The organism is Pseudomonas sp. P5_B3 (genome assembly GCF_056400405.1).
In genome coordinates this window covers 12,288-35,573 of the sequence record NZ_JBFULI010000038.1, presented here as the reverse complement: position 1 = coordinate 35,573, position 23,286 = coordinate 12,288, and the positions used below count along the sequence as shown (strand labels likewise).

26 protein-coding genes are annotated in these 23,286 nt (G+C 59.1%); 17 read left to right on the top strand and 9 right to left on the bottom strand.

The window, feature by feature from the left end:
* Positions 1–120 precede the first annotated feature (120 nt).
* The 3 genes from xylB to AC1DRN_RS20935 all read left to right on the top strand — a co-directional run bounded on the left by xylB (position 121) and on the right by AC1DRN_RS20935 (position 3,153).
* Entirely contained in the window at positions 121–1,617 is a 1,497-nt protein-coding gene (gene xylB, locus AC1DRN_RS20945; RefSeq protein ID WP_223458119.1) for a xylulokinase, read from the top strand.
* A 13-nt stretch (positions 1,618–1,630) separates the two neighbouring features.
* Positions 1,631–2,575 carry a carbohydrate kinase family protein gene (locus tag AC1DRN_RS20940; protein ID WP_223458121.1) on the top strand — a complete coding sequence of 315 codons (945 nt, stop codon included), beginning with the start codon at positions 1,631–1,633 and terminating at the stop codon, positions 2,573–2,575.
* A gap of 311 nt (positions 2,576–2,886) precedes the next feature.
* A complete protein-coding gene (locus AC1DRN_RS20935) occupies positions 2,887–3,153 on the top strand; it encodes a DUF2790 domain-containing protein (RefSeq protein ID WP_223458123.1) in 267 nt (88 codons plus the stop codon).
* A 97-nt stretch (positions 3,154–3,250) separates the two neighbouring features.
* Here AC1DRN_RS20935 and AC1DRN_RS20930 read toward each other — a convergent pair whose 3' ends face one another.
* Positions 3,251–3,517: a DUF1652 domain-containing protein gene (locus tag AC1DRN_RS20930; RefSeq protein WP_223458125.1), complete on the bottom strand. Its 267-nt coding sequence runs from the start codon at positions 3,515–3,517 to the stop codon at positions 3,251–3,253.
* Positions 3,518–3,799: 282 nt separating this feature from the next.
* Here AC1DRN_RS20930 and eco point away from each other — a divergent pair, with 282 nt between their 5' ends.
* Entirely contained in the window at positions 3,800–4,282 is a 483-nt protein-coding gene (eco, locus tag AC1DRN_RS20925; protein ID WP_223458127.1) for a serine protease inhibitor ecotin, read from the top strand.
* A 30-nt stretch (positions 4,283–4,312) separates the two neighbouring features.
* On the opposite strand, the gene ilvA is transcribed toward eco, so the two are convergent.
* The 4 genes from ilvA to lpxO all read right to left on the bottom strand — a co-directional run bounded on the left by ilvA (position 4,313) and on the right by lpxO (position 8,157).
* The gene (gene ilvA / locus AC1DRN_RS20920; protein WP_223458130.1) at positions 4,313–5,326 is read right to left on the bottom strand and encodes a threonine ammonia-lyase, biosynthetic; all 1,014 of its coding nucleotides are present in this window, start codon (positions 5,324–5,326) and stop codon (positions 4,313–4,315) included.
* Positions 5,327–5,533: 207 nt separating this feature from the next.
* The gene (locus AC1DRN_RS20915; RefSeq protein WP_223458132.1) at positions 5,534–6,697 is read right to left on the bottom strand and encodes a PQQ-dependent sugar dehydrogenase; all 1,164 of its coding nucleotides are present in this window, start codon (positions 6,695–6,697) and stop codon (positions 5,534–5,536) included.
* Positions 6,698–6,764: 67 nt separating this feature from the next.
* On the bottom strand, positions 6,765–7,112 hold the full coding sequence (locus AC1DRN_RS20910; protein ID WP_223458134.1) for a hypothetical protein: 348 nt from the start codon (positions 7,110–7,112) through the stop codon (positions 6,765–6,767).
* Between the two features lie 145 nt (positions 7,113–7,257).
* Positions 7,258–8,157 (bottom strand): lipid A hydroxylase LpxO, encoded by a 900-nt coding sequence (lpxO, locus tag AC1DRN_RS20905; protein ID WP_223458136.1) that lies wholly within the window; start codon positions 8,155–8,157, stop codon positions 7,258–7,260.
* A 460-nt stretch (positions 8,158–8,617) separates the two neighbouring features.
* Here lpxO and AC1DRN_RS20900 point away from each other — a divergent pair, with 460 nt between their 5' ends.
* From AC1DRN_RS20900 to AC1DRN_RS20890, 3 genes are all read left to right on the top strand, one after another.
* A complete protein-coding gene (locus AC1DRN_RS20900) occupies positions 8,618–10,204 on the top strand; it encodes an ABC-F family ATPase (RefSeq protein WP_223458138.1) in 1,587 nt (528 codons plus the stop codon).
* A 241-nt stretch (positions 10,205–10,445) separates the two neighbouring features.
* Positions 10,446–11,642, top strand: coding sequence for an MFS transporter (locus tag AC1DRN_RS20895; protein WP_223458140.1), 1,197 nt, complete (start codon positions 10,446–10,448; stop codon positions 11,640–11,642).
* A gap of 157 nt (positions 11,643–11,799) precedes the next feature.
* A complete protein-coding gene (locus AC1DRN_RS20890; RefSeq protein WP_223458142.1) occupies positions 11,800–12,225 on the top strand; it encodes a tail fiber domain-containing protein in 426 nt (141 codons plus the stop codon).
* 10 nt (positions 12,226–12,235) lie between these two features.
* On the opposite strand, the gene AC1DRN_RS20885 is transcribed toward AC1DRN_RS20890, so the two are convergent.
* Both AC1DRN_RS20885 and AC1DRN_RS20880 read right to left on the bottom strand, forming a co-directional pair.
* Complete coding sequence (locus tag AC1DRN_RS20885; RefSeq protein ID WP_223458145.1) at positions 12,236–13,273, bottom strand: alpha/beta hydrolase family protein; 1,038 nt, start codon at positions 13,271–13,273, stop codon at positions 12,236–12,238.
* Between the two features lie 168 nt (positions 13,274–13,441).
* Positions 13,442–14,053, bottom strand: a complete 612-nt coding sequence (locus AC1DRN_RS20880) for an FMN-dependent NADH-azoreductase (protein WP_223458147.1) — start codon at positions 14,051–14,053, stop codon at positions 13,442–13,444.
* Between the two features lie 131 nt (positions 14,054–14,184).
* Between AC1DRN_RS20880 and AC1DRN_RS20875 the strand changes: the two genes are divergently transcribed.
* Together AC1DRN_RS20875 and AC1DRN_RS20870 are read left to right on the top strand one after the other, a co-directional pair.
* A complete protein-coding gene (locus AC1DRN_RS20875) occupies positions 14,185–15,093 on the top strand; it encodes a LysR substrate-binding domain-containing protein (protein ID WP_223458149.1) in 909 nt (302 codons plus the stop codon).
* Positions 15,090–15,449: an MmcQ/YjbR family DNA-binding protein gene (locus AC1DRN_RS20870; RefSeq protein WP_108217507.1), complete on the top strand. Its 360-nt coding sequence runs from the start codon at positions 15,090–15,092 to the stop codon at positions 15,447–15,449. Before AC1DRN_RS20875 ends, AC1DRN_RS20870 begins: the two co-directional genes overlap by 4 nt.
* 11 nt (positions 15,450–15,460) lie before the next feature.
* On the opposite strand, the gene AC1DRN_RS20865 is transcribed toward AC1DRN_RS20870, so the two are convergent.
* Complete coding sequence (locus tag AC1DRN_RS20865) at positions 15,461–15,889, bottom strand: DUF1294 domain-containing protein (RefSeq protein WP_223458151.1); 429 nt, start codon at positions 15,887–15,889, stop codon at positions 15,461–15,463.
* Positions 15,886–16,716, bottom strand: coding sequence for an undecaprenyl-diphosphate phosphatase (locus tag AC1DRN_RS20860; RefSeq protein ID WP_223458153.1), 831 nt, complete (start codon positions 16,714–16,716; stop codon positions 15,886–15,888). The genes AC1DRN_RS20865 and AC1DRN_RS20860 overlap by 4 nt, the downstream gene beginning before the upstream one ends.
* 295 nt (positions 16,717–17,011) lie before the next feature.
* Here AC1DRN_RS20860 and pnuC point away from each other — a divergent pair, with 295 nt between their 5' ends.
* The 8 genes from pnuC to AC1DRN_RS20820 all read left to right on the top strand — a co-directional run bounded on the left by pnuC (position 17,012) and on the right by AC1DRN_RS20820 (position 23,269).
* Entirely contained in the window at positions 17,012–17,575 is a 564-nt protein-coding gene (gene pnuC, locus AC1DRN_RS20855) for a nicotinamide riboside transporter PnuC (RefSeq protein WP_223457115.1), read from the top strand.
* Positions 17,572–18,096 (top strand): AAA family ATPase, encoded by a 525-nt coding sequence (locus AC1DRN_RS20850; RefSeq protein ID WP_223458155.1) that lies wholly within the window; start codon positions 17,572–17,574, stop codon positions 18,094–18,096. The genes pnuC and AC1DRN_RS20850 overlap by 4 nt, the downstream gene beginning before the upstream one ends.
* A 346-nt stretch (positions 18,097–18,442) precedes the next feature.
* On the top strand, positions 18,443–18,886 hold the full coding sequence (locus AC1DRN_RS20845) for a hypothetical protein (RefSeq protein ID WP_457265991.1): 444 nt from the start codon (positions 18,443–18,445) through the stop codon (positions 18,884–18,886).
* Between the two features lies 1 nt (position 18,887).
* Positions 18,888–19,466 carry an adhesin gene (locus AC1DRN_RS20840; protein WP_457265990.1) on the top strand — a complete coding sequence of 193 codons (579 nt, stop codon included), beginning with the start codon at positions 18,888–18,890 and terminating at the stop codon, positions 19,464–19,466.
* Positions 19,467–19,530: 64 nt separating this feature from the next.
* On the top strand, positions 19,531–20,370 hold the full coding sequence (locus AC1DRN_RS20835) for a heme utilization protein (protein WP_457265989.1): 840 nt from the start codon (positions 19,531–19,533) through the stop codon (positions 20,368–20,370).
* A 61-nt stretch (positions 20,371–20,431) separates the two neighbouring features.
* The gene (locus tag AC1DRN_RS20830; RefSeq protein WP_457265988.1) at positions 20,432–21,121 is read left to right on the top strand and encodes a C39 family peptidase; all 690 of its coding nucleotides are present in this window, start codon (positions 20,432–20,434) and stop codon (positions 21,119–21,121) included.
* A gap of 26 nt (positions 21,122–21,147) precedes the next feature.
* Complete coding sequence (locus tag AC1DRN_RS20825) at positions 21,148–21,915, top strand: hypothetical protein (protein WP_457265987.1); 768 nt, start codon at positions 21,148–21,150, stop codon at positions 21,913–21,915.
* Positions 21,916–21,961: 46 nt separating this feature from the next.
* The gene (locus tag AC1DRN_RS20820) at positions 21,962–23,269 is read left to right on the top strand and encodes a hypothetical protein (RefSeq protein ID WP_223458165.1); all 1,308 of its coding nucleotides are present in this window, start codon (positions 21,962–21,964) and stop codon (positions 23,267–23,269) included.
* Positions 23,270–23,286: the final 17 nt, after the last annotated feature.

The window sequence follows — 23,286 nt, the reverse complement described above, 5'->3', positions numbered from 1 at the left end:
CACAAATAATGTGTTCGCAGATAAACCCTGTGGGAGCGGGCTTGCCCGCGATAGCGGCCTGACCGTCAGCAGAGATGCTGAATGCTCAACGATATCCACCTGACGATCCAAGGATCCTGCATGACAACCCGACAACTCTTCCTCGGCATCGACTGCGGCACTCAGGGCACCAAAGCCATCATCCTCGACGCGGCAAGTGGTGAAGTACTCGGTCAGGGAGCGTCCGCCCACACGATGATCAGCGGCGCCAATGGCCGTCGTGAACAGGACACCCGGCAGTGGCTGGAAGCCTTCACCACCGCCACCCGCCACGCCTTGCTCGCGGCCAGGGTCGATGGCCAGTCGATCCTCGGCATTGGTGTGTCCGGCCAGCAACATGGTCTGGTGCTGCTCGACGATCAGGGCAAGGTATTGCGTGCGGCCAAGCTCTGGTGCGACACCGAAACCACCCCGGAAAATGACCGCCTGCTGGCCCGCTTGGGTGGCGAAAAGGGTTCGCTGGAACGCCTCGGCGTGGTCATCGCGCCGGGCTACACCCTGTCCAAACTGCTATGGACCAAAGAGCAGCATCCCGAGGTGTTTTCCCGCATCGCCCGCATCCTGCTGCCCCACGACTACCTCAACCACTGGCTCACCGGCCGCAGTTGCAGCGAGTACGGCGATGCCTCGGGCACCGGGTACTTCAATGTGCGTACGCGCCAGTGGGATTTGCAATTGTTGCGGGACATCGACCCGAGCGGACGCCTGCAAGCCGCCCTGCCGGAGCTGATCGATGCCCACCAGGCGGTCGGTACGATTCTGCCGGGCATTGCCGAACAGCTGGGCATCAACCCGCGGGCAATGGTGTCCAGTGGCGGCGGCGACAACATGATGGGCGCCATTGGCACCGGCAACATCCAGCCCGGGGCGATCACCATGAGCCTCGGTTCGTCGGGTACGGTGTACGCCTATGCCGATCAACCGAACGTCGCCCCGCAAGCGGCGGTTGCCACGTTCTGTTCTTCAAGCGGTGGCTGGCTGCCTTTGATCTGCACCATGAACCTGACCAATGCCACCGGCCTGATTCGTGACCTGCTGGACCTCGACATCGATCAGTTCAACGAGCTCGTTGCCCAGGCGCCGATCGGTGCCGAAGGTGTGAGCATGCTGCCGTTTTTCAACGGTGAGCGGGTGCCTGCCCTGCCCCATGCCAGCGGCAGCCTGTCGGGCCTGACCATGACCAATCTGACCCGGGCCAATCTGTGCCGCGCAGTGGTCGAAGGCACGACGTTCGGTTTGCGTTACGGACTGGACCTGCTACGCCGCAATGGCTTACAAAGCCGCAGCATAAGGCTGATCGGCGGTGGTTCGAAAAGTGCGGTCTGGCGGCAAATCGTCGCCGACATCATGAATACACCGGTGATCTGCACCGAACAAAGCGAGGCCGCAGCCCTCGGTGCKGCGATTCAGGCGGCCTGGTGCGTATCCCGGGCGAACGGGCACGAAGACAGCCTGGCGGACTTGTGCGAGCGCTGCGTGAAACTCGACCCGGCCAGTGAAACCCTGCCGGTCGCCGACAATGTACAAGCCTGTCAGCAGGCTTATGAACGCTATCAACAGCATGTCGCAACCCTTTGAAGAGTGAACAACTATGTACCTGGTGTGTGGCGAAGCGCTGTTCGATTTTTTCAGTGAAAACGACGCCAGCGGTCTGGCTTCCAAAGTGAACTTCAAAGCCATTGCCGGTGGTTCGCCGTTCAATGTGGCGGTGGGCTTGCGCCGCTTGGGCGTGGACGCGGCGCTGTTGGCCGGGTTGTCCACCGACTACCTGGGCCGGCGCCTGCTGCAAGTGTTGCAAGATGAAGGCGTGCGCCAGGACTTCCTGCTGGACTTCGCCGCGCCGACCACCCTGGCAATGGTCGCGGTCGGGGCCAATGGCTCGCCGCAGTACAGCTTCCGTGGCGAAGGCTGCGCGGATCGACAATTGCAACCGGAGCACCTGCCGGCGCTCGGGCCTGAAGTGCGCGGCCTGCATATCGGCTCGTTTTCCCTGGTGGTGCAGCCGATTGCCGACACGCTATTGGCCCTGGTGCGCCGGGAAAGTAGCAAGCGCCTGATCAGCCTCGATCCGAACGTGCGCCTGAATCCGCAGCCGGACATTGACCTGTGGCGTAACCGGATCGCGACGCTGGCAGAGTTGGCTGACCTGATCAAGGTCAGCGACGAGGACCTGCATCTGCTGTATCCCGACCAGGATCCGGCGCGGATCATCGAAGGCTGGTTGCAGCACCGCTGTCAGCTGGTGTTCCTGACCCGGGGTGGCGAAGGCGCGAGCGTGTTCAGCCGGGCTCATGGCTCGTGGTCGGCTCCCGCCCGTTCGATAAAAATCGCCGACACCGTAGGCGCAGGCGATACCTTTCAGGCGGCGCTGATTACCTGGCTGACCGAACAGCAGCTGGATTCGGTGGACGGTGTGAAGCAACTTGGCCGCGAGCAGATCGACCGCATGCTGAAGTTCGCGGTGCAGGCGGCGGCGTTGACGTGCAGCAAGACTGGGCCGGATTTGCCTTATCGGCAGCAGTTGGAGTTGCACTGACACTGATGTCCTCATCGCGAGCAAGCTCGCTCCCACAGGGTTCCGGGTCGTCCACAGCATTTGTGTCCACCCTTTGGCACTTTGGGAGCGAGCCTGCTCGCGATGACTTTCCATCAGGCGCCCGATGGTCTTAACTGATACACAGGATCGCGCATCCGCAACAGGCGGCGTTTAGCCGGGTTAACCCTCGTTTAACCGTGCGATCCGACACTTCACTGGACCGCACGCCCTCAGACTGTTCTGACGCCCAGTGCGGCAAGTTCGACAAGCCACACATCGAACTGACTTTYCGTCCGCACCGGAGATCGCTGATGAACACTCGTACCCTGCTGGTTGCCACCGCCTTCGCCTGCGCTGCGTTTGCCGGCCTGGCTCAGGCCAATGACACCACTGACTCTCAAGCCGTGCCCTATCACTACGGCATGCCATTGCATGTCAGCAAAGTGATTTCACTGACCGAGCCGGACACCCTTGAGTGCAAAGTGGTAGATGCCCAGATGAAGTACATCGATGACAGGGGAAAACCCGCAGAGATTACCTACCGTAAACTTTCCGACGCCTGCGAGAACCAGAGCTGACCGAAAAGTCTGATTTGCTGGCGGTTGCCGTTGAACTGGCGCTGGGCCTGGCGTTCTTCCAGACCCGGCGCGTGTCCGTGGAACTCGAAACAGCAAGCTAGAGCGCTTTGCCCAGCATCGAGTGTGGCTCGACGTCTACGTGATGCTGTCTGGAGCGCAGTTGGGCAATCAACTCGTTTATTTCCCGACAACCATTGAGCCCGGAGGCATCGATGCCGGTGACCAATAGATCCAGATGATCGGTTTGACCGTCGGCATAGACCTTGACGGTCATGGACAGATCCGGTGACAGCGTGCACTGGCAGCGCTTGGGTAGAAAACTGCTTTCGATGATGTTGCGAATTTCCAAGGCAGAAAGAAACATGGCGACTCCCTCCTATGTGAGACTGCCAATGACGGTCAATGCTCGCTCATATGGAATCCCGGCAAGCTTCAAGGACAGCTACAGCATAAATCATGCTCCGGATTTCGCTGTGCAGTTCATCGGCAATTCATGGGTTCAGGCAAGTCACCTGTAAAGCCTGCCATGCAGTTCGCAATAAACACACCTTGTAACCCTGCAATCTGCATGCTGGGCGCCACGGGTTTGCCTTCACTGCACACGGCAGTGAGAATGCCGACCTTCACTTCAAGCAAGGAGGCAACCATGAGTTCTTTGACTACACACGCGACACTCGGGCTATTCGCTCTCGGACTGACGGGCCTGGCACACGCCGCCAAACTCGAAGACACCGCGCCCTATCCGAAGGCCGAAAGCGGGTTTACCCGCCAGGTGATCCACCTCGCGCCACAGCCCCGGGAAAACGACTTCCAGGTCGAGATCCTGGCCGGCAAGATGATGACAGTCGACTGCAATAACCCGCGTCTGGGCGGCATTCTCGAGGAGAAGAACCTCGAGGGCTGGGGCTACCCGTTCTATCGCCTGGAAAAAGTCATTGGCCCGATGAGCACGCTGATGGCCTGCCCGGACGGCACGCGCAAACAGGATTTTGTACCGGTGGTCGGTGACGGCTTCCTGCTGCGTTACAACAGCAAACTGCCGCTCGTACTGTACGTACCCAAGGACATCGAAGTGCGCTACCGAATCTGGTCGGCATCGAACAAGGTCGAGAAAGCTGTTCAGGAATAACCGGTCATCCGCTATCGGCCTGCCCTCGCGTCATGCCGGAGCGCCACTCAACGCAGCTCGCTCGGCCACATGCCCCAGGCTGTCGAAATTGATGTTGGCACCCGAGTCGATGGCGACCAGGGTCTGACCACGAGCGCCGCTCTGTGCCACGTACTTCTTGATTCCGGCCACCGCCAGCGCACCGGAAGGTTCGGTGATCGAGCGGGTATCGTCGTAGATATTCTTGATTGCGGCGCAAAGTTCATCGTTGCTGACCGTCACCACCTCATCGACGCAAAACCGGCAGACCTCAAACCCGTAAGCGCCGATCTGCGCCACCGCCACCCCGTCGGCGAAGGTGCCGACGCTGGGCAGGATCACTCGCTCACCGGCCAGCAACGCCGCTTGCAGGCACGCGGAATGCTCCGACTCGACGCCGATGATGCGCACCTGCGGTCGCAAGTATTTGACGTAAGCGGCGATGCCCGCGATCAGCCCCCCGCCACCCACCGGCACGAAGATCGCATCCAGCGGCCCTTGATGCTGGCGCAGGATTTCCATGGCCACCGTGCCTTGGCCGGCGATCACTTGCGGGTCGTCGAAAGGCGAAACAAAGGTGCGACCGGTTTCCCGGGCCAGGTCCAGCGCATAGGCCAGGGCAAACGGAAAACTTTCGCCGTGCAATACTGCATCGGCGCCGCGACTGCGCACCCCGATGACCTTCAATTGCGGCGTCGTACAGGGCATGACGATGGTGGCGTCGATCCCCAACTCMCGTGCCGCCAGCGCCACGCCCTGCGCATGATTGCCTGCAGAAGCCGTGACCACGCCGCGAGCCTTTTGCGCTTCGCTCAGCTGCACCAGCTTGTTGTAGGCGCCGCGGATCTTGAAGGAAAAGGTCGGTTGCAAGTCTTCGCGCTTGAGCAGGACCTGGTTGCCCAAGGCTTCAGACAAGGCCGGCGCCGCTTGCAACGGCGTGCGCACCGCCAGTTCATACACCGGCGCGGCAAGGATCTTTTTGACGTAGCGTTCAAGCAGGGCTTGCTGATCGGTTGTAAAACTCATTCTCGTCTCCTGACGTTGATCGGGGCCCGGGAGACAGAAAGTAAAAACCCGCCTCGAGGGCGGGTTGGGTACTGCAGCCGTGAGCTAGCCCGCCAAATGAGGAATGGCGGTAATAATGCTTGGCTGGCAGCGCAATACAGTGGAAGTCATGGCTCGAAATTAGCCGGGTGCTGATGGCAAGTCAATGGCAAGTTTTTGTAGAGGTCTTTAGTCAGCCGGCAGCTTCAACCCGACTTTGTAAACGCCACCGTTCTCCTCATCGGTCAACACATACAAATAGCCATCCGGCCCCTGCCGCACATCGCGAATGCGTTTTTTCAACTCCCCGAGCAAGCGCTCCTCGTGCACGACCTTGTCGCCATCGAACTCCAGGCGGATCAGTTCCTGGCTGACCAACGCGCCGATAAACACGTTGCGCTGCCAGGCCTTGAAACGGTCGGCATCGTAGAACGCCATGCCACTCAGGCCCGGGGATTTTTCCCAGACATGGTTCGGGGCAACGGTGCCTTCGACGGTATCCCCCCTGGCTTCGGGAATCGGTTGACCGGAGTAGTTGATGCCATGGGTCGCCAGCGGCCAGCCGTAATTCTTGCCACGCTCGATGATGTTGATTTCATCGCCACCCCGGGGGCCGTGTTCGTTTTCCCACAGCGTGCCGTTCCACGGGTTGAGCGCCGCGCCTTGCGGATTGCGCTGCCCGTAGGACCAGATTTCCGGGCGCACGTTGGCCTGGCCGACAAAGGGGTTGTCCTTGGGCACCGTGCCGTCCGGGTAGATCCGCACCACTTTGCCTTGCAGTTTGTCGAGGTCCTGGGCGGTCGGGCGGTCGTTGTTTTCCCCCAGGGTTACGAACAGATAGCCGTCGCGATCGAACACCAGCCGCGAGCCGAAATGGTTGCCCACCGAGAGTTTGGGCTCCTGACGCAGGATCACGTGGAAATCCTTGAGCGCCGTCATATCGTCGGAGAGCCGGCCGCGCCCCACCGCAGTACCGGCCTTGTTATCCTCACCACCCCCTTCGGCATAGGACAGATAGACCGTCCGGTCCTGCTTGAAATCCGGTGACAACGCCACGTCCAGCAAGCCGCCCTGCCCCTTGGCCCAGACCGTCGGCACGCCATTGAGCGGTGCTGACAGCTTGCCGTCGGCGGTCACCAGTCGCAGGTTGCCGGGCCGTTCGGTCACCAGCATGCCTTTACGATCCGGCAGGAATGCCAGGGCCCAGGGGTGCTCCAGCCCCGTCACGACGGGGGTGACCTCGAGGGTGCCTTCTTCGCTTTTCATCGTCTGGGCGGGCGCGGCAAGCACAGGAACAGTGGCGCTGATCAATACGCTGGCACAGAGGGCTGCCAATAGGTTTTTGCGCAACATGCAGGATTCCTTTTCCGATGAACATGAGGTTTCGTGAAAAGTAACGGGCAGAGGTGACGCCTGCCACTCATCGGTTGTCGGTGCCGGTGTCTCGCGGGGCAGGATTGGGAATGAATTTCGGTGGGCTGGCGGGAGCGGTCCGGTCGGGATAGCGATTACCGATGCCACCGTTGTCCAGCGTCGGCGAGCGCGGGACCGGCACGGTATTGGGTCCGCGTATGGCCGGGGCGCCGGGTTGAGTGCCTTGCATGCTGTTGGGGTTGGCCCGGTTAATCGGACTGCTGTAAGGATTGTTGTTGGTACGGCCCGGCAGGTTCTGGGCCAATTGCCACGAAACAGAGGCATCGGCCCGGGCCAGTGGGCCCAATACGCCACTCAAGACCAGCACAATGGCGCCAAACACGTATCGGTTCATGGGGTGCCTCTCTACGTCGCGCGGATAAGGACTTCGATACCACGCTACGCCCGGGGTTCGGTTTTGTTAACAAAAACCTCCCCGGCAAGATGTAACAGGCTGGATGTTCCGGCCTCATCGTCGGAACGCCGCCCGAATACACCCTTCAAATCAGAATAAAGACCACCAGCAGCCCGGCAAGGATCGACCACTTTTCGAGGTAGTAAAGCTTGCGGTTGCGCCTTTTCAGCTCCTTGCCGCGCAGGCGAAGCTTGTAGATCTTGCTGAACAGAAGGTTAAGCCCGCCCGTCCTGTCTCCGTCCTCGTTCGGCGCACCTGCCGCCGACATGACAGTGCGGCTGAACCAGCGATTGAATGCCGCTGCCCAGCGATACTTCATCGGCCGCTCGACGTCGCAAAACAAGATGATGCGATTGTGCGCCGTGGTGTTCTCTGCGTAATGAATGTAGGTCTCATCGAACATCACCGCTTCGCCATCGCGCCAATGGTAGTGCTGGCCATCGACATTGATGTAGCAACCTTCAGCGTTGGGTGTGTCCAGTCCGAGGTGATAACGGTACGAACCGGCGTACGGATCGCGATGGCGCACCAGTCTGGAGCCCGGGGGCAGCTCGGCGAACATCGCCGCCTTGATCGAGCCAATGCCCTGCACCAGCTCAGTGGTGCGCGGGCAGAGTTTCATGGCCGACGGGTGGCTGTCGCCATACCACTTGAGATAGAAGCGCTTCCAGCCGGTCTTGAAAAACGAGTTGAAACCGACGTCATCGTATTGATTCGAACGCTTGATCTCGCCGGCGTGAAGCAAGTTCCGGCCTTCGGCACGGATTTCTTCCCAATGCGCCTGCAGCGGGCTCAGGTCGGGAAAGTCGGCCGGGTCGAGATAAGGCTTGTTGGGGGTTTTCGAAAACAGATAAAGAAAGCAATTGATCGGCGCCAAAAACGTCGAGTGATCACTCAACTGGCGACCCAGCTTGTGGCGCACCTGACCGCGCAGGTGGACATACGCAATGGAGACAACGTAGATAACGGCAATGATGAGTTTCACGGAAATCGTCACAGGTTGGAAATAAACAAACAGCGCCCTCCCGGGTCTTGTGCAGCGACTGATTACGAAACAGCGGCCCCTTAGTACAATCGAGCCTTGCCGATGGTCGGTTTCCGGCTGTTGGATGGCATTTTAGCCACAGTTTGTAACCAATAGTTAACCTGCAACTGCGAAAATGTGTCCGCAAAATCCGCCAAAGCGTTGCAGTGATCTCAACGCCCTATCGTTTAAAGAGCCAGACCAGTACAATTGCCGCCAAACTTTACGCGCGACCCAGGTTGAGAGCGGGAAATCCCCTTTCAGCGCACATTGACTCGGGCCAAGCGCGCCACATGCTGCTGTCCACTTAATGCCAGATGGATCTTGCACTGCCGATCGGGATGAATGTCCCGGGGTCCGGACAGTGGAAACCGGTACTGCCGCAACCCTGGCTACTCTGAATGCTTCGCAGGAAAAACCTTTGATTTCTACAGCTAACATCACGATGCAGTTCGGCGCCAAGCCGCTCTTCGAAAACGTTTCGGTCAAGTTCAACGGTGGCAACCGTTACGGTCTGATCGGCGCCAACGGTTGCGGCAAGTCGACCTTCATGAAGATTCTCGGCAACGACCTCGAGCCGTCCGGCGGCCAGGTCATGCTGGAACCGAACGTGCGCCTGGGTAAATTGCGCCAGGACCAGTTCGCCTACGAAGAATTCACCGTGATCGACACCGTGATCATGGGTCACGAAGAGCTGTGGAAGGTCAAGGCCGAGCGCGACCGCATCTATTCGCTGCCGGAAATGAGCGAAGCAGACGGCATGGCCGTGGCCGAGCTGGAAACCGAATTCGCCGAAATGGACGGCTACACCGCTGAATCCCGCGCCGGCGAACTGCTGCTGGGCCTGGGTATTCCCCTGGAACAGCATTTCGGCCCGATGTCCGAAGTCGCTCCAGGCTGGAAACTGCGGGTATTGCTGGCCCAGGCACTGTTCTCCGATCCGGAAGTGCTGTTGCTCGACGAACCGACCAACCACCTGGACATCAACACCATCCGCTGGCTGGAAACGATCCTCAAGGCGCGTAACAGCACCATGATCATCATTTCCCACGACCGTCACTTCCTTAACAGCGTCTGCACCCACATGGCCGACCTGGACTACGGTGAGTTGCGCCTGTTCCCGGGCAACTACGACGAGTACATGACCGCGGCGACCCAGTCCCGTGAGCAACTGCTGTCGGACAACGCCAAGAAGAAAGCGCAGATCTCCGAACTGCAGACCTTCGTCAGCCGCTTCTCGGCCAACGCCTCGAAAGCCAAGCAGGCCACCTCCCGTGCCAAGCAGATCGACAAGATCCAGCTGGCCGAAGTCAAGCCATCGAGCCGCGTCAGCCCGTTCATCCGCTTCGAGCAAACCAAAAAGCTGCACCGCCAGGCCGTGACCATCGAGCAGATGTCCAAGGGCTTCGACGGCAAGACCCTGTTCAAGAACTTCAGCTTCACCGTCGAAGCCGGCGAGCGCGTGGCGATCATCGGCCCGAACGGTATCGGCAAGACCACCCTGCTGCGCACCCTGATGGGTGAGCTGACACCGGACGCCGGTTCCGTGAAATGGACCGAAAGCGCGGAGCTGGGCTACTACGCCCAGGACCACGCCCACGACTTCGAAGACGACGTCAGCCTGTTCGACTGGATGGGCCAGTGGACCCAGGGCGAGCAGATCATTCGCGGCACACTGGGCCGGATGCTGTTTTCCAACGACGAGATCCTCAAGTCGGTCAAGGTGATTTCCGGTGGTGAACAAGGTCGTATGCTGTTCGGCAAGCTGATCCTGCAAAAGCCGAACGTGCTGGTGATGGACGAACCGACCAACCACCTGGACATGGAATCCATCGAGTCGCTGAACCTGGCGCTGGAGAACTATCCGGGCACGCTGATCTTCGTCAGCCACGACCGTGAGTTCGTATCGTCCCTGGCCACCCGCATCATCGAGTTGAGCCCTAACGGCGTAACCGACTTCAGCGGCACCTACGACGATTACCTGCGCAGCCAGGGTGTGGTGTTCTAAGGGCAGCCACAAGCCTTTAGTTGCAAGCTTCAAGTGAAAAGCCCTGTCCTGGTGACGGGGCTTTTTGCATTCCGGGCCAAGGTTTCTTGTAGGTGCATAAATTATCGCGATCCGACTTGCTCGCGATGAGGCCATGAGGAACAGCGATAATGTCACGGCAAAAGTAGTTAGCCTGCTTTCTTTTATCCCAACGCCGCGCCATGATGCAGCTCTCCCAACCGCCGCCCGCGAACGAGCCCTCATGTCTGTGCAGCAAGTGTCTCCGCAAAGCTCCATGGCGATCACCCTGCAGATCGTCTCCATCGTCTTCTATACCTTCATCGCCTTCCTCTGTATCGGTTTGCCGATTGCGGTACTGCCGGGTTACGTCCACGAGCAGCTCGGGTTCAGCGCCATCGTGGCCGGGCTGACCATCGGCTCGCAATACCTCGCCACCCTGCTCAGCCGGCCCATGGCCGGGCGAATGTCCGACAGCGTAGGCACCAAGCGCGCAATCATTTATGGCCTGTCGGGGATTGTATTAAGCGGCGTGCTGACCTGGCTGTCGGTGTTGTTGCAAAGCTTGCCGCTGCTCAGCCTTCTAATCCTGCTCGTTGGCCGCCTGTTACTCGGCATCGCTCAGGGACTGATCGGCGTAGGCACCATCAGTTGGTGCATGGGTCAGGTAGGCGCTGAACACACCGCCCGGTCGATCTCCTGGAACGGCATCGCGTCCTATGGCGCCATTGCCATTGGTGCGCCCCTGGGCGTGGTGATGGTTCAGCAGCTGGGTTTCGCCAGCCTCGGCATTGCCCTGTCGCTGCTCGCCTTGGCCGCACTGCTGCTGATTCGCAACAAACCCTCGGTGCCGGTGGTACGCGGTGAACGTCTGCCGTTCCGGGCGGTGTTCGGGCGCATTGCGCCGTTTGGCGCGAGTCTGAGCCTGGCTTCCATCGGCTATGGCACCCTGACGACCTTTATTACCTTGTATTACGTCAATCGCGGGTGGACGGGGGCGGCATACTGCCTGACTGTGTTCGGCGTGTGTTTCATTCTGTCGCGCCTGCTGTTCATTTCCAGCATCAACCGCTTTGGTGGATTCACTTCAGCCATTGCCTGCATGTGCATCGAAACGGTTGGCCTGGTTTTGCTGTGGCTGGCCCCTTCGACCAGGTATGCATTGATCGGTGCAGGGCTGACCGGATTCGGCCTTTCGCTGGTGTACCCGGCGCTGGGTGTCGAGGCGATCAAACAGGTGCCTAATTCCAGTCGGGGTGCGGGTTTGAGTGCCTATGCCGTGTTTTTCGACCTGGCATTGGCAATTGCCGGCCCGCTGATGGGAGCGGTGGCGTTGAATCTTGGCTATCCATGGATTTTCTTTTTCGCGGCATTGCTGTCAGTGACAGGGTTGGGCCTGACATTGCTGCTATCGCGCCGAGCCGTCGGCATTGCAAGTTAAAACCAATCTAGAATAGTTACGGCTTGTTAAAACATTTCAAAATACATACAGAAGGCAATATCCAGTTTAACTTAATGCACAGTGCCATTATTGTTATAACTATTAATTTTGACAAAATCCAACGAGGTCGCCCCGATAACTAATAAAGGAACAAATAATGCGCATTCTGCCTCTAGCCCTTCTGGCACCCACTCTGATGCTTTCCCTTTACACCACTGCACAGGCGGAAAATACCGCCCAACAACAGATTTGCCACAACGGTAAATGCTGGGACCTTGGCGATATTGGCAGCGAATGCTGTCCATTCAGCGATGAAAAACTGAAAACCAATATCCAGCGCCTGGAAAGCCCGACGGAGAACCTTCTTAAACTTCGCGGTGTAACATTCAACTGGAAACAAAATGACAAAGCTGACATAGGCCTGATTGCCCAGGACGTCCAGAAAGTTTACCCACAGTTGGTGCGCACTGACAACGATCGCCTGCAAGTGGATTATCAGAAACTCGTCGCTCCGCTGATTGAATCGGTCCGTGAATTGAATGCCAGAGTTCAGACTCTGGAAACAGCCTTGGCTAACAAGTAACTCACTTCACCTATTGATCGGCAGTCTGCATCCCGGCCCGGGTTTCCCGACCCAGGGTGCGCGAGAAGAAACTTCCAGCCTCGGAAATCAGATTGCGGTGTATGTCTTGCCGATCGACGCCATCCGCATCGGTGCACAGCGCGGGCATGATCACGATCTGCTCGTCATTGCACGGCGCCATGAAGACGAAGTGCCCTGCCCCGGCCAGTAGCTTGAAGTCAGGCGCCGTCGGCAGTTTGCGCGCCAACGCCGCGGCGTTCTTGTCAAAGGCCACCAGTTTGTCGCCATCGCCGCTGTAAAGCAGTACCGGCACATGCACGTCGGCCAGAGTGTGGCGGCCGAATTTCAGGCTCAACGGCGCCATCAGCATCAAGGCGTGAACGCGAGGATCGGCCACCGGTTGCAGGTCGTCGCGGTCGACAATCAGTTCACCCTGGGTGTTGCAGGCATCGCGGTCATCCGGCCGCTCCTGGCAGTAACGCCGCAGGCGATCCAGATCCGGGGTGGCACCGGACAGAATCAATGCGGTCTCGCCACCGGCCGAGTAACCGATGACCCCCACTTGATCGGCATTGACGAACGGCGACAGCATACGGTCGCCCAAGGTGGCGGTAATGGCTTCGGAAATCTGGATCGGCCGGCCGTACAGGTTACTCAAAGTACCGAGACGACTGTGATCCCTGGAGTTGTCGCCGGGGTGAATCACTGCCACCACGACAAAACCTTTTCGCGCCAGCGACGTGGCGAGATCGTGCAAGGCCAGTGGAGTGCCGGTGTTACCGTGGGACAGCATCAGCATCGGGAACCGGCCAATGGCGATTTTGGTGTCCTCCCCGGCTTCGACGGTGTAACCCTCGAGCTTGCTGGTGTGCTCCCAATCACTGGACGGATAGAAGGCGATGGCGCGCATCGGCTGCAGGTCCAGTGGGTCGAGAAAAGTCATCTCATGGAAGCCGACGCTCCAGTGAGGATGCGGCGCAGGCGCGGCGTGCACTGTATTCAGGCTGCTGAGCAGGCAAATCAGCAAAGTTGCACAAAGACGCACCATGGGATGCCCCACCTGTTACCGGACTTGAGACCTAAGCCATCGACTGCATAAGTCGGGCCACAATCTGAAACGACCAGAAACAAAAAACTCCGTAGCTGGTACTTGCGTAACCAGACTACAGAGTTTTTTGGGGCTTTACCTGAACGGTTGCTTACTTTTACGCAAGCCTTACGCTGCGGCGAACAACTGCTCGCTGATCTGCGTGTGAGCGTCGCTCATGGCTTTGTTGCGCACGTCGTCACCGTAAGCCAGGCCTTCGGCGCGGACGATTTCGATGTCGGTGATGCCAATGAAACCGAACAGCAACTTCAAATACTCTTCGTGGGCAACACCGGTTGCCTGACCGGCGTGCATGCCGCCTGAAGTCGAGACGATCACCACTTTCTTGCCGCCGCACAGGCCTTCAGGGCCGGCTTCGGTGTAACGGAAGGTCTGGCCGGCTACCGCGATGCGGTCGATCCAGGCCTTCAGTTGAGTCGGGATGGTGAAGTTGTACATCGGTGCGGCAATCACCACGGCATCGGCAGCCAGGAATTCGGCCAGGGTCGAGGCGCTCAGTTCGGCTTCGTGCTGTTGTGCAGCGTTGCGCAGCTCAGCGGTGGTGCCTGCAGCGACCAGGGTGGTGGCGGAAAAGTGGCTGAGCGCGTCGGCCGCCAGGTCGCGGTAAGTCACAACAGCAGTAGGCTCGGCGGCTTGCCAGGCTTTGACGACTTCGCCGCTCAACTGACGGGAAGCCGAATTGTCGCCCAGGATGCTCGAATCGATATGCAGCAGTTTCATGTGGGATCTCCAGGTGAGGATCGCCCACAAGGGCGATCTGATGGAACTAATCCTACAGACGAAACCAATAGCTGATTAGACGGCAATAATGCGATAGTTCGTCTCACAGATAGAACAATCAGGCTCACATCATGCAAGACCTCAACGACCTGTATTACTTCGCCAAAGTCGTGGAAGCCGGTGGTTTCGCGGCAGCCGGGCGTGTGCTCGGCATTCCCAAGTCCCGATTGTCACGGCGCATCGCCGAACTGGAAGAACGCCTTGGCGCGCGATTGCTGCAACGCACCACCCGACAACTGAAACTGACCGCGGTGGGCGAGCGCTACCTCAGGCATTGCCAGGCGATGCTGCTGGAGGCGGAAATGGCCGACGAGGCTGTTGCCAGCATGTCCAGCGAGCCCCGCGGGCGGTTGCGGGTGTCCTGCCCGGTCGGGCTGGCCCACGAAATATTGCCGGGGGTGATCAGCGACTTTCTGGAACGGTTTCCGCAAGTCCAGCTGGAGATCATGCTGCTCAACCGGCGGGTCGATCTGGTGAACGAAGGCATTGACGTGGCCCTGCGTGTGCGCGAGCTGGGCGACGAAGACCCGCTGCTGGTCACCCGTCGCCTGCGTCAGGCGCAGATGCTGATGGTCGCCAGCCCCGGTTTCCTCGTTGGCCGTGAGATCAACCATCCCGAGGATCTGAAAAACCTGCCGGTGCTCGGCGCCCTGGAAGCCGACCGTCTGGTGCACATCCGCCTGCTGGATCAAAAAGGCAAAAGTTTTGAACTCGCGCTCGAGGCCCGACTGGGCATCGATGACTTTATCGTGCGCAAGGCCAGCACGCTTTCAGGCCTGGGTTTTACGTTGCTGCCCATGATGTATTGCGAGCAGGAACTGGAGAACGGCTCGCTGGTGCAGCTGCTTCCCGAGTGGTCGTTGCCCGGTGGGTGGCTGCAAGCGGTCTATCCTCATCGACGCGGGGTGATGCCGGCGGTACGCGCCTGGATTGACCATCTGGTCGAATCCTTCAATGCCTGTGGGGAACGATTGTTATGAAAGCCGGACGGATGAGCGAAGAGGATGTCGCGAAGTTTTGCCTCGCCCTGCCGGGAGCGCGGGAAGACTATAAATGGGGAGGCGTACGGGTGTTTTCGATTGCCGGGAACAAGATGTTCGCGTTGCAGGGCCTGCGGGGTGATTCCCTGGCCTTCAAGGTCGACAAGGATCTGTTTCTCGGCCATTGCGACCGTCCGGGGATTCATCCGGCGCCTTATCTGGCGCGCGCCCAGTGGATCATCATGGAGACGCCCTACCCGCTCGGTAGCGAAGAACTGCAGGGATTGCTGCAGCGTTCCCACCAATTGGTGGTGAGCAGACTGCCAAAGCGCACTCAAGTCGGTCTGTTGCTATAGGGCCTTCTTCATTAGAACAAGGCGAACAGGTGTGCGCCGAGGAACAGGTGGTCGATCCAGAACACCTGGTGCAGTAGCACGATGATCCAGAACACCAACTGGTACGAGACTTTGCGGGTTTTGTGCCGAAACGCTTGCTGGGCCAGCAAGGCACCGGGCCAGCCTCCGGCGAACTCCAGCGCATGCAGGACATTCTCCGGCGTCCGCCATTGTTCGGCGCGGGCCTTGCGCTTGTCGCTCCAGTACAGAAAAAACGTCACGACACTGACGATGCCGTAGGCCGCCAGGGGAATCAACGAGACCCCGTGCAGCCATGACGACACCGAACCCGACAGCGGCAACGCGCACAGGATTGCAAACACCAGCCACTTCAACCGTGAATGGCGGATCTGTCCCCCGGGCTGACGCCCGGGGTTATTGCGCGCGCTTGAGTCACTCACGGCTTGGCCGCGCTCCAGTCGACCCAGCCGAATTGCCAGGTCGCCAGGATGATCAGGCCGAACACAATGCGATACCAGGCAAACGCCGCATAGCTGTGGTTGGCGATGAACTTGAGCAGCCCGCGGACCGCGATCATCGCGAAGACGAACGCCGTGACGAAACCGATCGCGAACACCGGGAAATCCGCCGGGACAAACAGGTGACGGTATTTATAGCCCGAGTACACCGCTGCGCCGACCATGGTTGGCATCGCCAGGAAGAACGAGAACTCGGTAGCGGTCTTGCGCGACAGGCCGAACAGCAACCCGCCGATGATCGTCGAGCCCGAACGCGAAGTGCCCGGAATCATGGCCAGGCATTGGGCGAAGCCGACTTTCAGGGCATCTTTCCAGGTGATGTCATCCACCGTTTCGGCGTGTACTTCATGCTGACGGCGCTCGGCCCACAACATGATGATCCCGCCCACGACCAGCGCCGTTGCCACGGTGATCGGGTTGAACAAGTACTTGTGGATCAGGTCAGCGAAGATCACACCCAACACCACGGCCGGCAGGAACGCGATCAACAGGTTCGCGGTAAACCGCCGGGCGCCCGGCTGGGTCGGCAGACCGATGACCACGTCGAAGATCTTGCGTCGAAACTCCCACACCACTGCCAGGATGGCCCCCAGCTGAATAATGATGTTGAACGCCATCGCCCGCTCGCCCCCGAAGCCGAGCAAGTCGGCCACGATTATCTGGTGGCCGGTACTGGAAATGGGCAGGAATTCGGTCAGCCCTTCTACAACCCCAAGAATCAATGCCTGAAAGGCGGTCCAAAGATCCATCAATCCCCCAAAAGGCTATGCGCGTCGGCATGCCCCGTTAGTATTTTTCAAAAGCTTGAATTGCGATTAGCGTAGCTGAAGCACCGCGCATCAAGGATCACCACAGAGCCGTAAAAATCCTGTGAAAAAACAACCCTGATTCGGGTTTATCCGCGCGGGGCCGAAATCCTACCAGACAAGTCCGATTGGCGCTGCCGCGTTATCGGGCGCCAATGAAGCACACCCTGCGCCACGGGATTCTCGACGCCGATCCGGTTACAATCCGTCCCCTTTTCGATTTTACCAAGGAGCCTCCATGTCCGGGCTTGAACTGTTTGCCGCCGCCCTCGGTGTCATTGCCGTCTGGTTGACAGTCAAACAGAACCCCTGGTGCTGGCCCATCGGCCTGGTCATGGTGCTGCTCTATAGCTGGATCTTTTTTGAGGTGAAGCTGTATTCGGACATGCTGCTGCAAGTCGTCTATGCCGCCTTGCAGCTTTACGGTTGGTGGCAGTGGACGCGGTTTGGCGAAACGACCCATGGCCGCGAAGTCAGTCGGCTCGATACCCGGTCCGTGGCGTTGAGCCTTGCCATCGGTGCAATTGGCAGCCTGTTGCTGGGGGCGGCCATGGCCCACTGGACCGATGCCGCACAACCCTGGCTCGATGCGGCTCTGACCGGGTTCAGCCTGGTGGCGCAGGTCTGGATGGCGCAAAAGCGTGTCCAGTGCTGGCCGCTGTGGATCGCCCTGGATGTGATTTTCGTCGGGCTGTTCATCTATAAGGACCTGTACCTGACCGCCACCCTGTACGGCTTGTTCACTGTGATCGCCGTGCAAGGCTGGCGCGAATGGCGTGCCGATCCGGCATTGCACGCATGAAAGTCCTGGTACTCACAGGCCCCGAATCCAGCGGTAAAAGCTGGCTGGCGGCCGAGTTGCAACAGCGCTTCGGCGGGATTCTGGTCGACGAGTATGTGCGCTGGTTCATCGAGCAGAATCCGCGGGACACCACCCTGGCCGACATTCCGGACATCGCCCGCGGTCAATTGGCATGGGAGGACGAAGCACGAGCACAACAACCGCCTTTGCTCATCCTCGACACGCACCTGCTGAGCAATATCCTCTGGAGCCAAACCCTGTTCGGCGACTGTCCCGCCTGGATCGAACAAGCGCTACTGGCCCGGCATTACGACTTGCACTTGCTGCTGTCGCCGGAACACGTTGCCTGGACGGATGATGGCCAGCGTTGCCAGCCCCGATTGAGTGAGCGCCAGGCATTTTTCGACCAGACCCTGGCCTGGCTCGAGCACCACGCACAATCCGTTGAAGTACTGCAGGGAGATTGGGCAGATCGCCGACTCCAGGCACTGAACGCGGTGACCCGATTGCTCGAGGCCTGACCGGCGTTTGGGGCATTCTCCCCCGCCCCCCTGTTTTGGGTGAAAAGTGTCCGATCCTGAAACACCCTTCCTGTCTCAAACCACCCATTTCAGCGCCCTTCATCGTTTGCTCACCGGACTTGTAAAGGCGCTGATACAGCATCGCCAAGACCCTTGTTCTAGAGCGGTGCATCCGCATATCCTGGCTGCCTGCGCAGGGTTTTGTCTCACCGTTGAAACATCCTCGGCAAAGGGCTCCCGGACAACATCCATAAGCCATTGAATCAACACGATATTCAAAAACCGGCACAACTTTCGCTCTCTCCTTTATACAGCTGACCAGGGCCAGCCCACAAAAGAAGGAAAGATGATCGTGGGGATACTCGGTAAAAAAGGCTTTACGTGGCTCTTGGTGATCGCGAGCGCTGCCGGTGCGCTTCTCAGTTTCAATGTTCAAGCCGAAGGCAACGGTGTCATCGTGCTCGATCGAACCATTCACCCAACACCTGTCGGTCGCAGCAGCGGCACAGATCCGAACCCGAACACCGTCAATGCCAACCCGTCGGCCCGAGTTACCGGCGAACTCAGCGATGCCGACATCGCCGGGGTCACCACCGGAACGGCCCTTCGCCACAACAACGGGCAAAGCCTGGGTGGCGTGCAAGGCCTCAACGTCGTCACCAACCCCAACGGTATGCCCGGCATGTCCGTCGGCCAGGGTGGTGGCAGTGGCAGCGCGATTTCCGGGACCATCAACCGTGCCATGAGCAGCGGCCTCGGCTCACTGGGCAGAATGGCGGGAGGCCAATGAGATGAGTCGGTCCCTGCTGCTACTTGCCCTGTTCGGCTGCACCGGCGTAATGGCCGATTCGGGCGTCAGTTCGGTGAACAACGCCACCCTCCAGGATTCCGGTGCTCAATACCGCGGCAACTTCAACGTCAACCAGGCGGCTGGTGAACAACAACAGCAGGCCAACGTCCGCGCGATCGCCATGGGTACCCAAGCCGATGCGAGCACCAGCGTCCAGCAGAAAATCACCACGCCCGCCAATCCGTCGATGGACGCGACGGCCAGTATCGTCGGCACCTCCTTGAGCAATGGCAACGGTGTATTGGGCGTCAACCAGGGTGCCGGGGCCAACAACCAGATGGCCAACGCCATGCGCATCAGCATCAGTGCTGCACCGCAAGCTGTTGACGATAGTGCTCTTTCTCAACAGAACGTGGCGTTGTTACCGAACTTGGGAGCAACTGGCACCCCAAACGGCAGTCGCCAGGTCGTCACAAGCGACCAGGCCTTCACCGGCAGCCGGGGAGTGATCCAGGTGAACCAGAGTGCCGGGGTGGGGAACCGAATGGCTAACACCCTGAGCATCCGGGTCTCTGACTGACCCCGATACAGTGCGATTAGGGACGCACCAACACTTGACCAACTAATGAGCACGGAGATTCACCATGAACCCGACAACTGCTCTCAAACCACTGGCTTTCGCCCTGGCGGCAGTGATGGCATTCGCAGCCCAGGCAGCCGGTCTTGATGATCTCGAGCAGGGCAATGGACAGGGCAACAACCAACAGCCTAATGGCCCGACGCTGGAACAAGTTCTGCAGATTACCGCAGGCGCCGGGGCCGCCGTGCTGGACTCGCAGGAAAGCAGTGGCAGCAGAGTAGTGAACCGGGGCACCAAAAACGACGCTAAAATCGATAACTCCCTGAACAACTCCAACGGCAACATGGGCGCCAACGTTGCAGCCGGTAACGGCAACCAGCAAGACAACGCCGCCGCCCTTGCCACGGCTGACGAAGCCTTCATCTTCGGCAGCGCGATCGCCGTCTCCAGCGCGACTCAGAAGAACACCGGCAACACCGCCAGGAACCACTCCAACACCAACAACACAACGCTCAATAACGCTGGCAACAGCGGTTCCGGCAACATCGGCATCAACGTGACCACCGGCGACTTCAACCAACAGAAAAACAACTTGGCGATTGCCGTTTCGGGTGGCCGTGTAGCAGTAGCGGCGGCGGCGGCTAACCAAAGCACGTCCGGGCTGAACGTCACCAACAACGCCAGGACTGATTTCGTACCCGTGGGTGTACTCGGTCTGTCCGGCATAACCACTCAACAAGTGATGACGCCAGAAGGCTGGAAACCCCCTGTAACCAACAATGCTTCGATGACAGGCTCGATGAACAACTTCTCCGGCAACGGCGGAGCCAACATATCGTCCGGGGTAGGCAACCAGCAAAGCAACTCGCTGTCCATCGCCGCAGGCTGCAAGGCTTGCCGGTAATTGTGATCGCAATGAAAGCACCGGCGACGGGGCTTTTCCACAGTCAGAAGGCGTACCGATCATGCGTAAGACTGCCCTTTTCGCCCTGCTCTGCCTGTCTGGTCTTTCTGGCATGACCCAGGCTGCACAGATACCGGTTGCCGCCCTGCCGGGTGGCGTGCTGGTGTACAAGCACGTGCAGAGTTTGCGTGAGCGCAAGTTCAGCGACATCGTCGAACAGAAAACCGATTTCAGCTGCGGCGCCGCTGCGCTGGCAACGATACTGCGCCAGGCCTATTGGCTCGACGTCGATGAGGAGCACGTCATCAAAGGCATGCTGGTCACCGCAGACCAGGACATAGTGCGTACCCAGGGTTTTTCCATGTTGGACATGAAGCGCTACATAGAGCACATCGGCATGCGCGCCCGGGGCTACAAGATCCCGCCGGAAAGACTCGATGCAGTGACGATTCCGGTGGTGGTATTGATGGAAATTCGCGGCTACAAACACTTCGTGGTGTTGCAGCGGGCGGACAAGCACTGGGTCTATATCGGCGACCCGGTGCTCGGTCACAAACGCTACGCCCATGATGATTTTGTCAAAGGCTGGAATGGCATTATCTTCGCTATCGTCGGTCCCGGTTACGACAAAACCAATGCGTTACGCAGTCCACCGGAACCGCTGACAGCCAAGAACAAGATGGATAACTTCAACCCGGTCAAAGATGCTGAATTGATGGATTTTGGTTTCATACAGAGCGACTTCTTTTAATCGCCAATAAGATGAGAGGGGGCAGGATGCTCCGGGAGCAGCAAATGAAAACCTCGTATTGGGTGGTCGCTGCCTGTCTGGCAGCGAACACTTCAGGTTTTGCTGATGAGTTCAGACCCATCGAAATCAAGGACCAGGAACTGGCCGAGTTGCGTGGCCGGTATGTGATGCCGGGGCGGGTCATCAGCTTCGGTGTCGTCATGAGCAGTACCTGGCGCAATGCCAGTGGTGATCTGATCGGGGCATCCACTTCGATGCAACTTCAAGCCGCAACGGTCAAACCCGAGTTCTATGTTTCAACCATCAAGCAATCTGGTCATGGCGGTACGTCCAGGTCGGGCAGCGGTAACGTGACGGGTGGCGCTGCCCTGAGCACTTCCCGGGGCATAACCCAGGTCACACGGGCCGCAGGCGATGGCAACAGCTCAAACAACAACATTGCCATCAACGTCAAAGAGGCCGGCACGGCCCCGGCACTGGTGCCGAGCCAGGGCCAGGGCCAGGCGCTGATAGCCGGTCAAACCATCACCGGCAGCAATGCCGCAGGCAGTGTCGCCGTTTCCGCGACGAGCGGCGGTGTTCAGGTGGCCATTACCGCCAACAACAACCAGGGCACAAGCCTGCAACAGGTCGCCCAGGGCGGGTTGCTGCAAAACACCCGGTTGCTGGGCAGCAGCAATGTGGTCAACAACATGACTCAACTCAACGTAGTGCTCAACAATAATGGCCCGAGTACCGGCGCATTGGACTGCAATCTGAACCAACTCGCTGCATTACGGACCTTGGGCTATTGAACTACGCTGAGTCTGGACCATTGGGCACAAATGGACGGCTTATTTCATGTACCGATCAGTATCACTGCGTGCAGTTGTCTGCTTGAGTGCTCTACTCCCCGCGGCGATGTTGCAGGCAGCACCTGACCCGGAAATGCAGGCGCTCAAACAAGAGTTGCTGGAGTTGAAACAACGATACGAAGTCCAGCAAAAAGCCCTGGCGGTACTGGAACAACGAATCCGCCAGGTTGAGGACCAGCCCGCTTCTCCTCCCCCTAAACGCCTGGCCAAGTCGCCAGCAGACATGAAAGGCAATCCAAACGTCGCCACCGGCGCCGGTGCGGCGGCCGCTTCAGGGGGGGCCGCCGGGGGCCGCGGCAGCTCGTATGGACAATCGCTGGCCGATGACTCACAACCGGCGCAAAGCGTTTCAAATCTGTATGACGAGGCCAGCGGGTTCTTCGGTGGCGGCAAGTTCAGCTTCGAAACCGGAATTACCTACTCCCGATACGATACCCGCCAACTGATCCTCAACGGCTTTCTCGCCCTGGACTCGATCTTTCTGGGCGCCATCAACCTGGACCGGATCAAGGCCGACACCTGGACGCTTGACCTCACCGGCCGCTACAACTTCAACAATCGCTGGCAGTTCGACCTGAACGTGCCGGTGGTCTACCGTGAATCCACCTACCAGTCCGGTGGCGGCAATAACGGCACCGCCAACGTCACGACTGAAGATACCGTCAAGGAAGACCCGACCATAGGTGACGTCAACTTCGGTATCGCCTACAAATTCCTCGACGAGTCGGTCAACACCCCGGATGCCGTGGTGACCTTGCGCGTCAAGGCGCCGACCGGCAAAGATCCGTTCGGCATCAAGCTGATTCGGGTGGACGATAACTCCAACCTGGCCGTGCCTGAGTCCTTGCCTACCGGTAATGGTGTCTGGTCGATTACGCCGGGGATCTCTCTGGTCAAGACGTTCGATCCGGCGGTGCTGTTCGGCAGCCTGTCCTACACGCACAATCTGGAGGAGTCTTTCGACGACATCAGTTCCAACCCGGCGGTCAAGACACCGGGCAAAGTACGCATTGGCGACAGCTTCCAGATTGGCACCGGTATTGCGTTCGCCTTGAACGAAAAGATGAGTATGTCGTTTTCAGTCTCGGACCTGGTGCAACGCAAAAGCAAGCTCAAGGAAGATGGCGGGGATTGGCAATCGGTGGTCTCCAGCGATGCCAACGCCGGTTACTTCAACATCGGCATGACCATTGCGGCCACCGACAACCTGACTATCGTACCCAACCTGTCCATCGGCATGACGGACGATGCCCCGGACTTTCAGTTCAGCCTGAAACTTCCTTACTACTTCTGACCCGAACAAAAAACCTG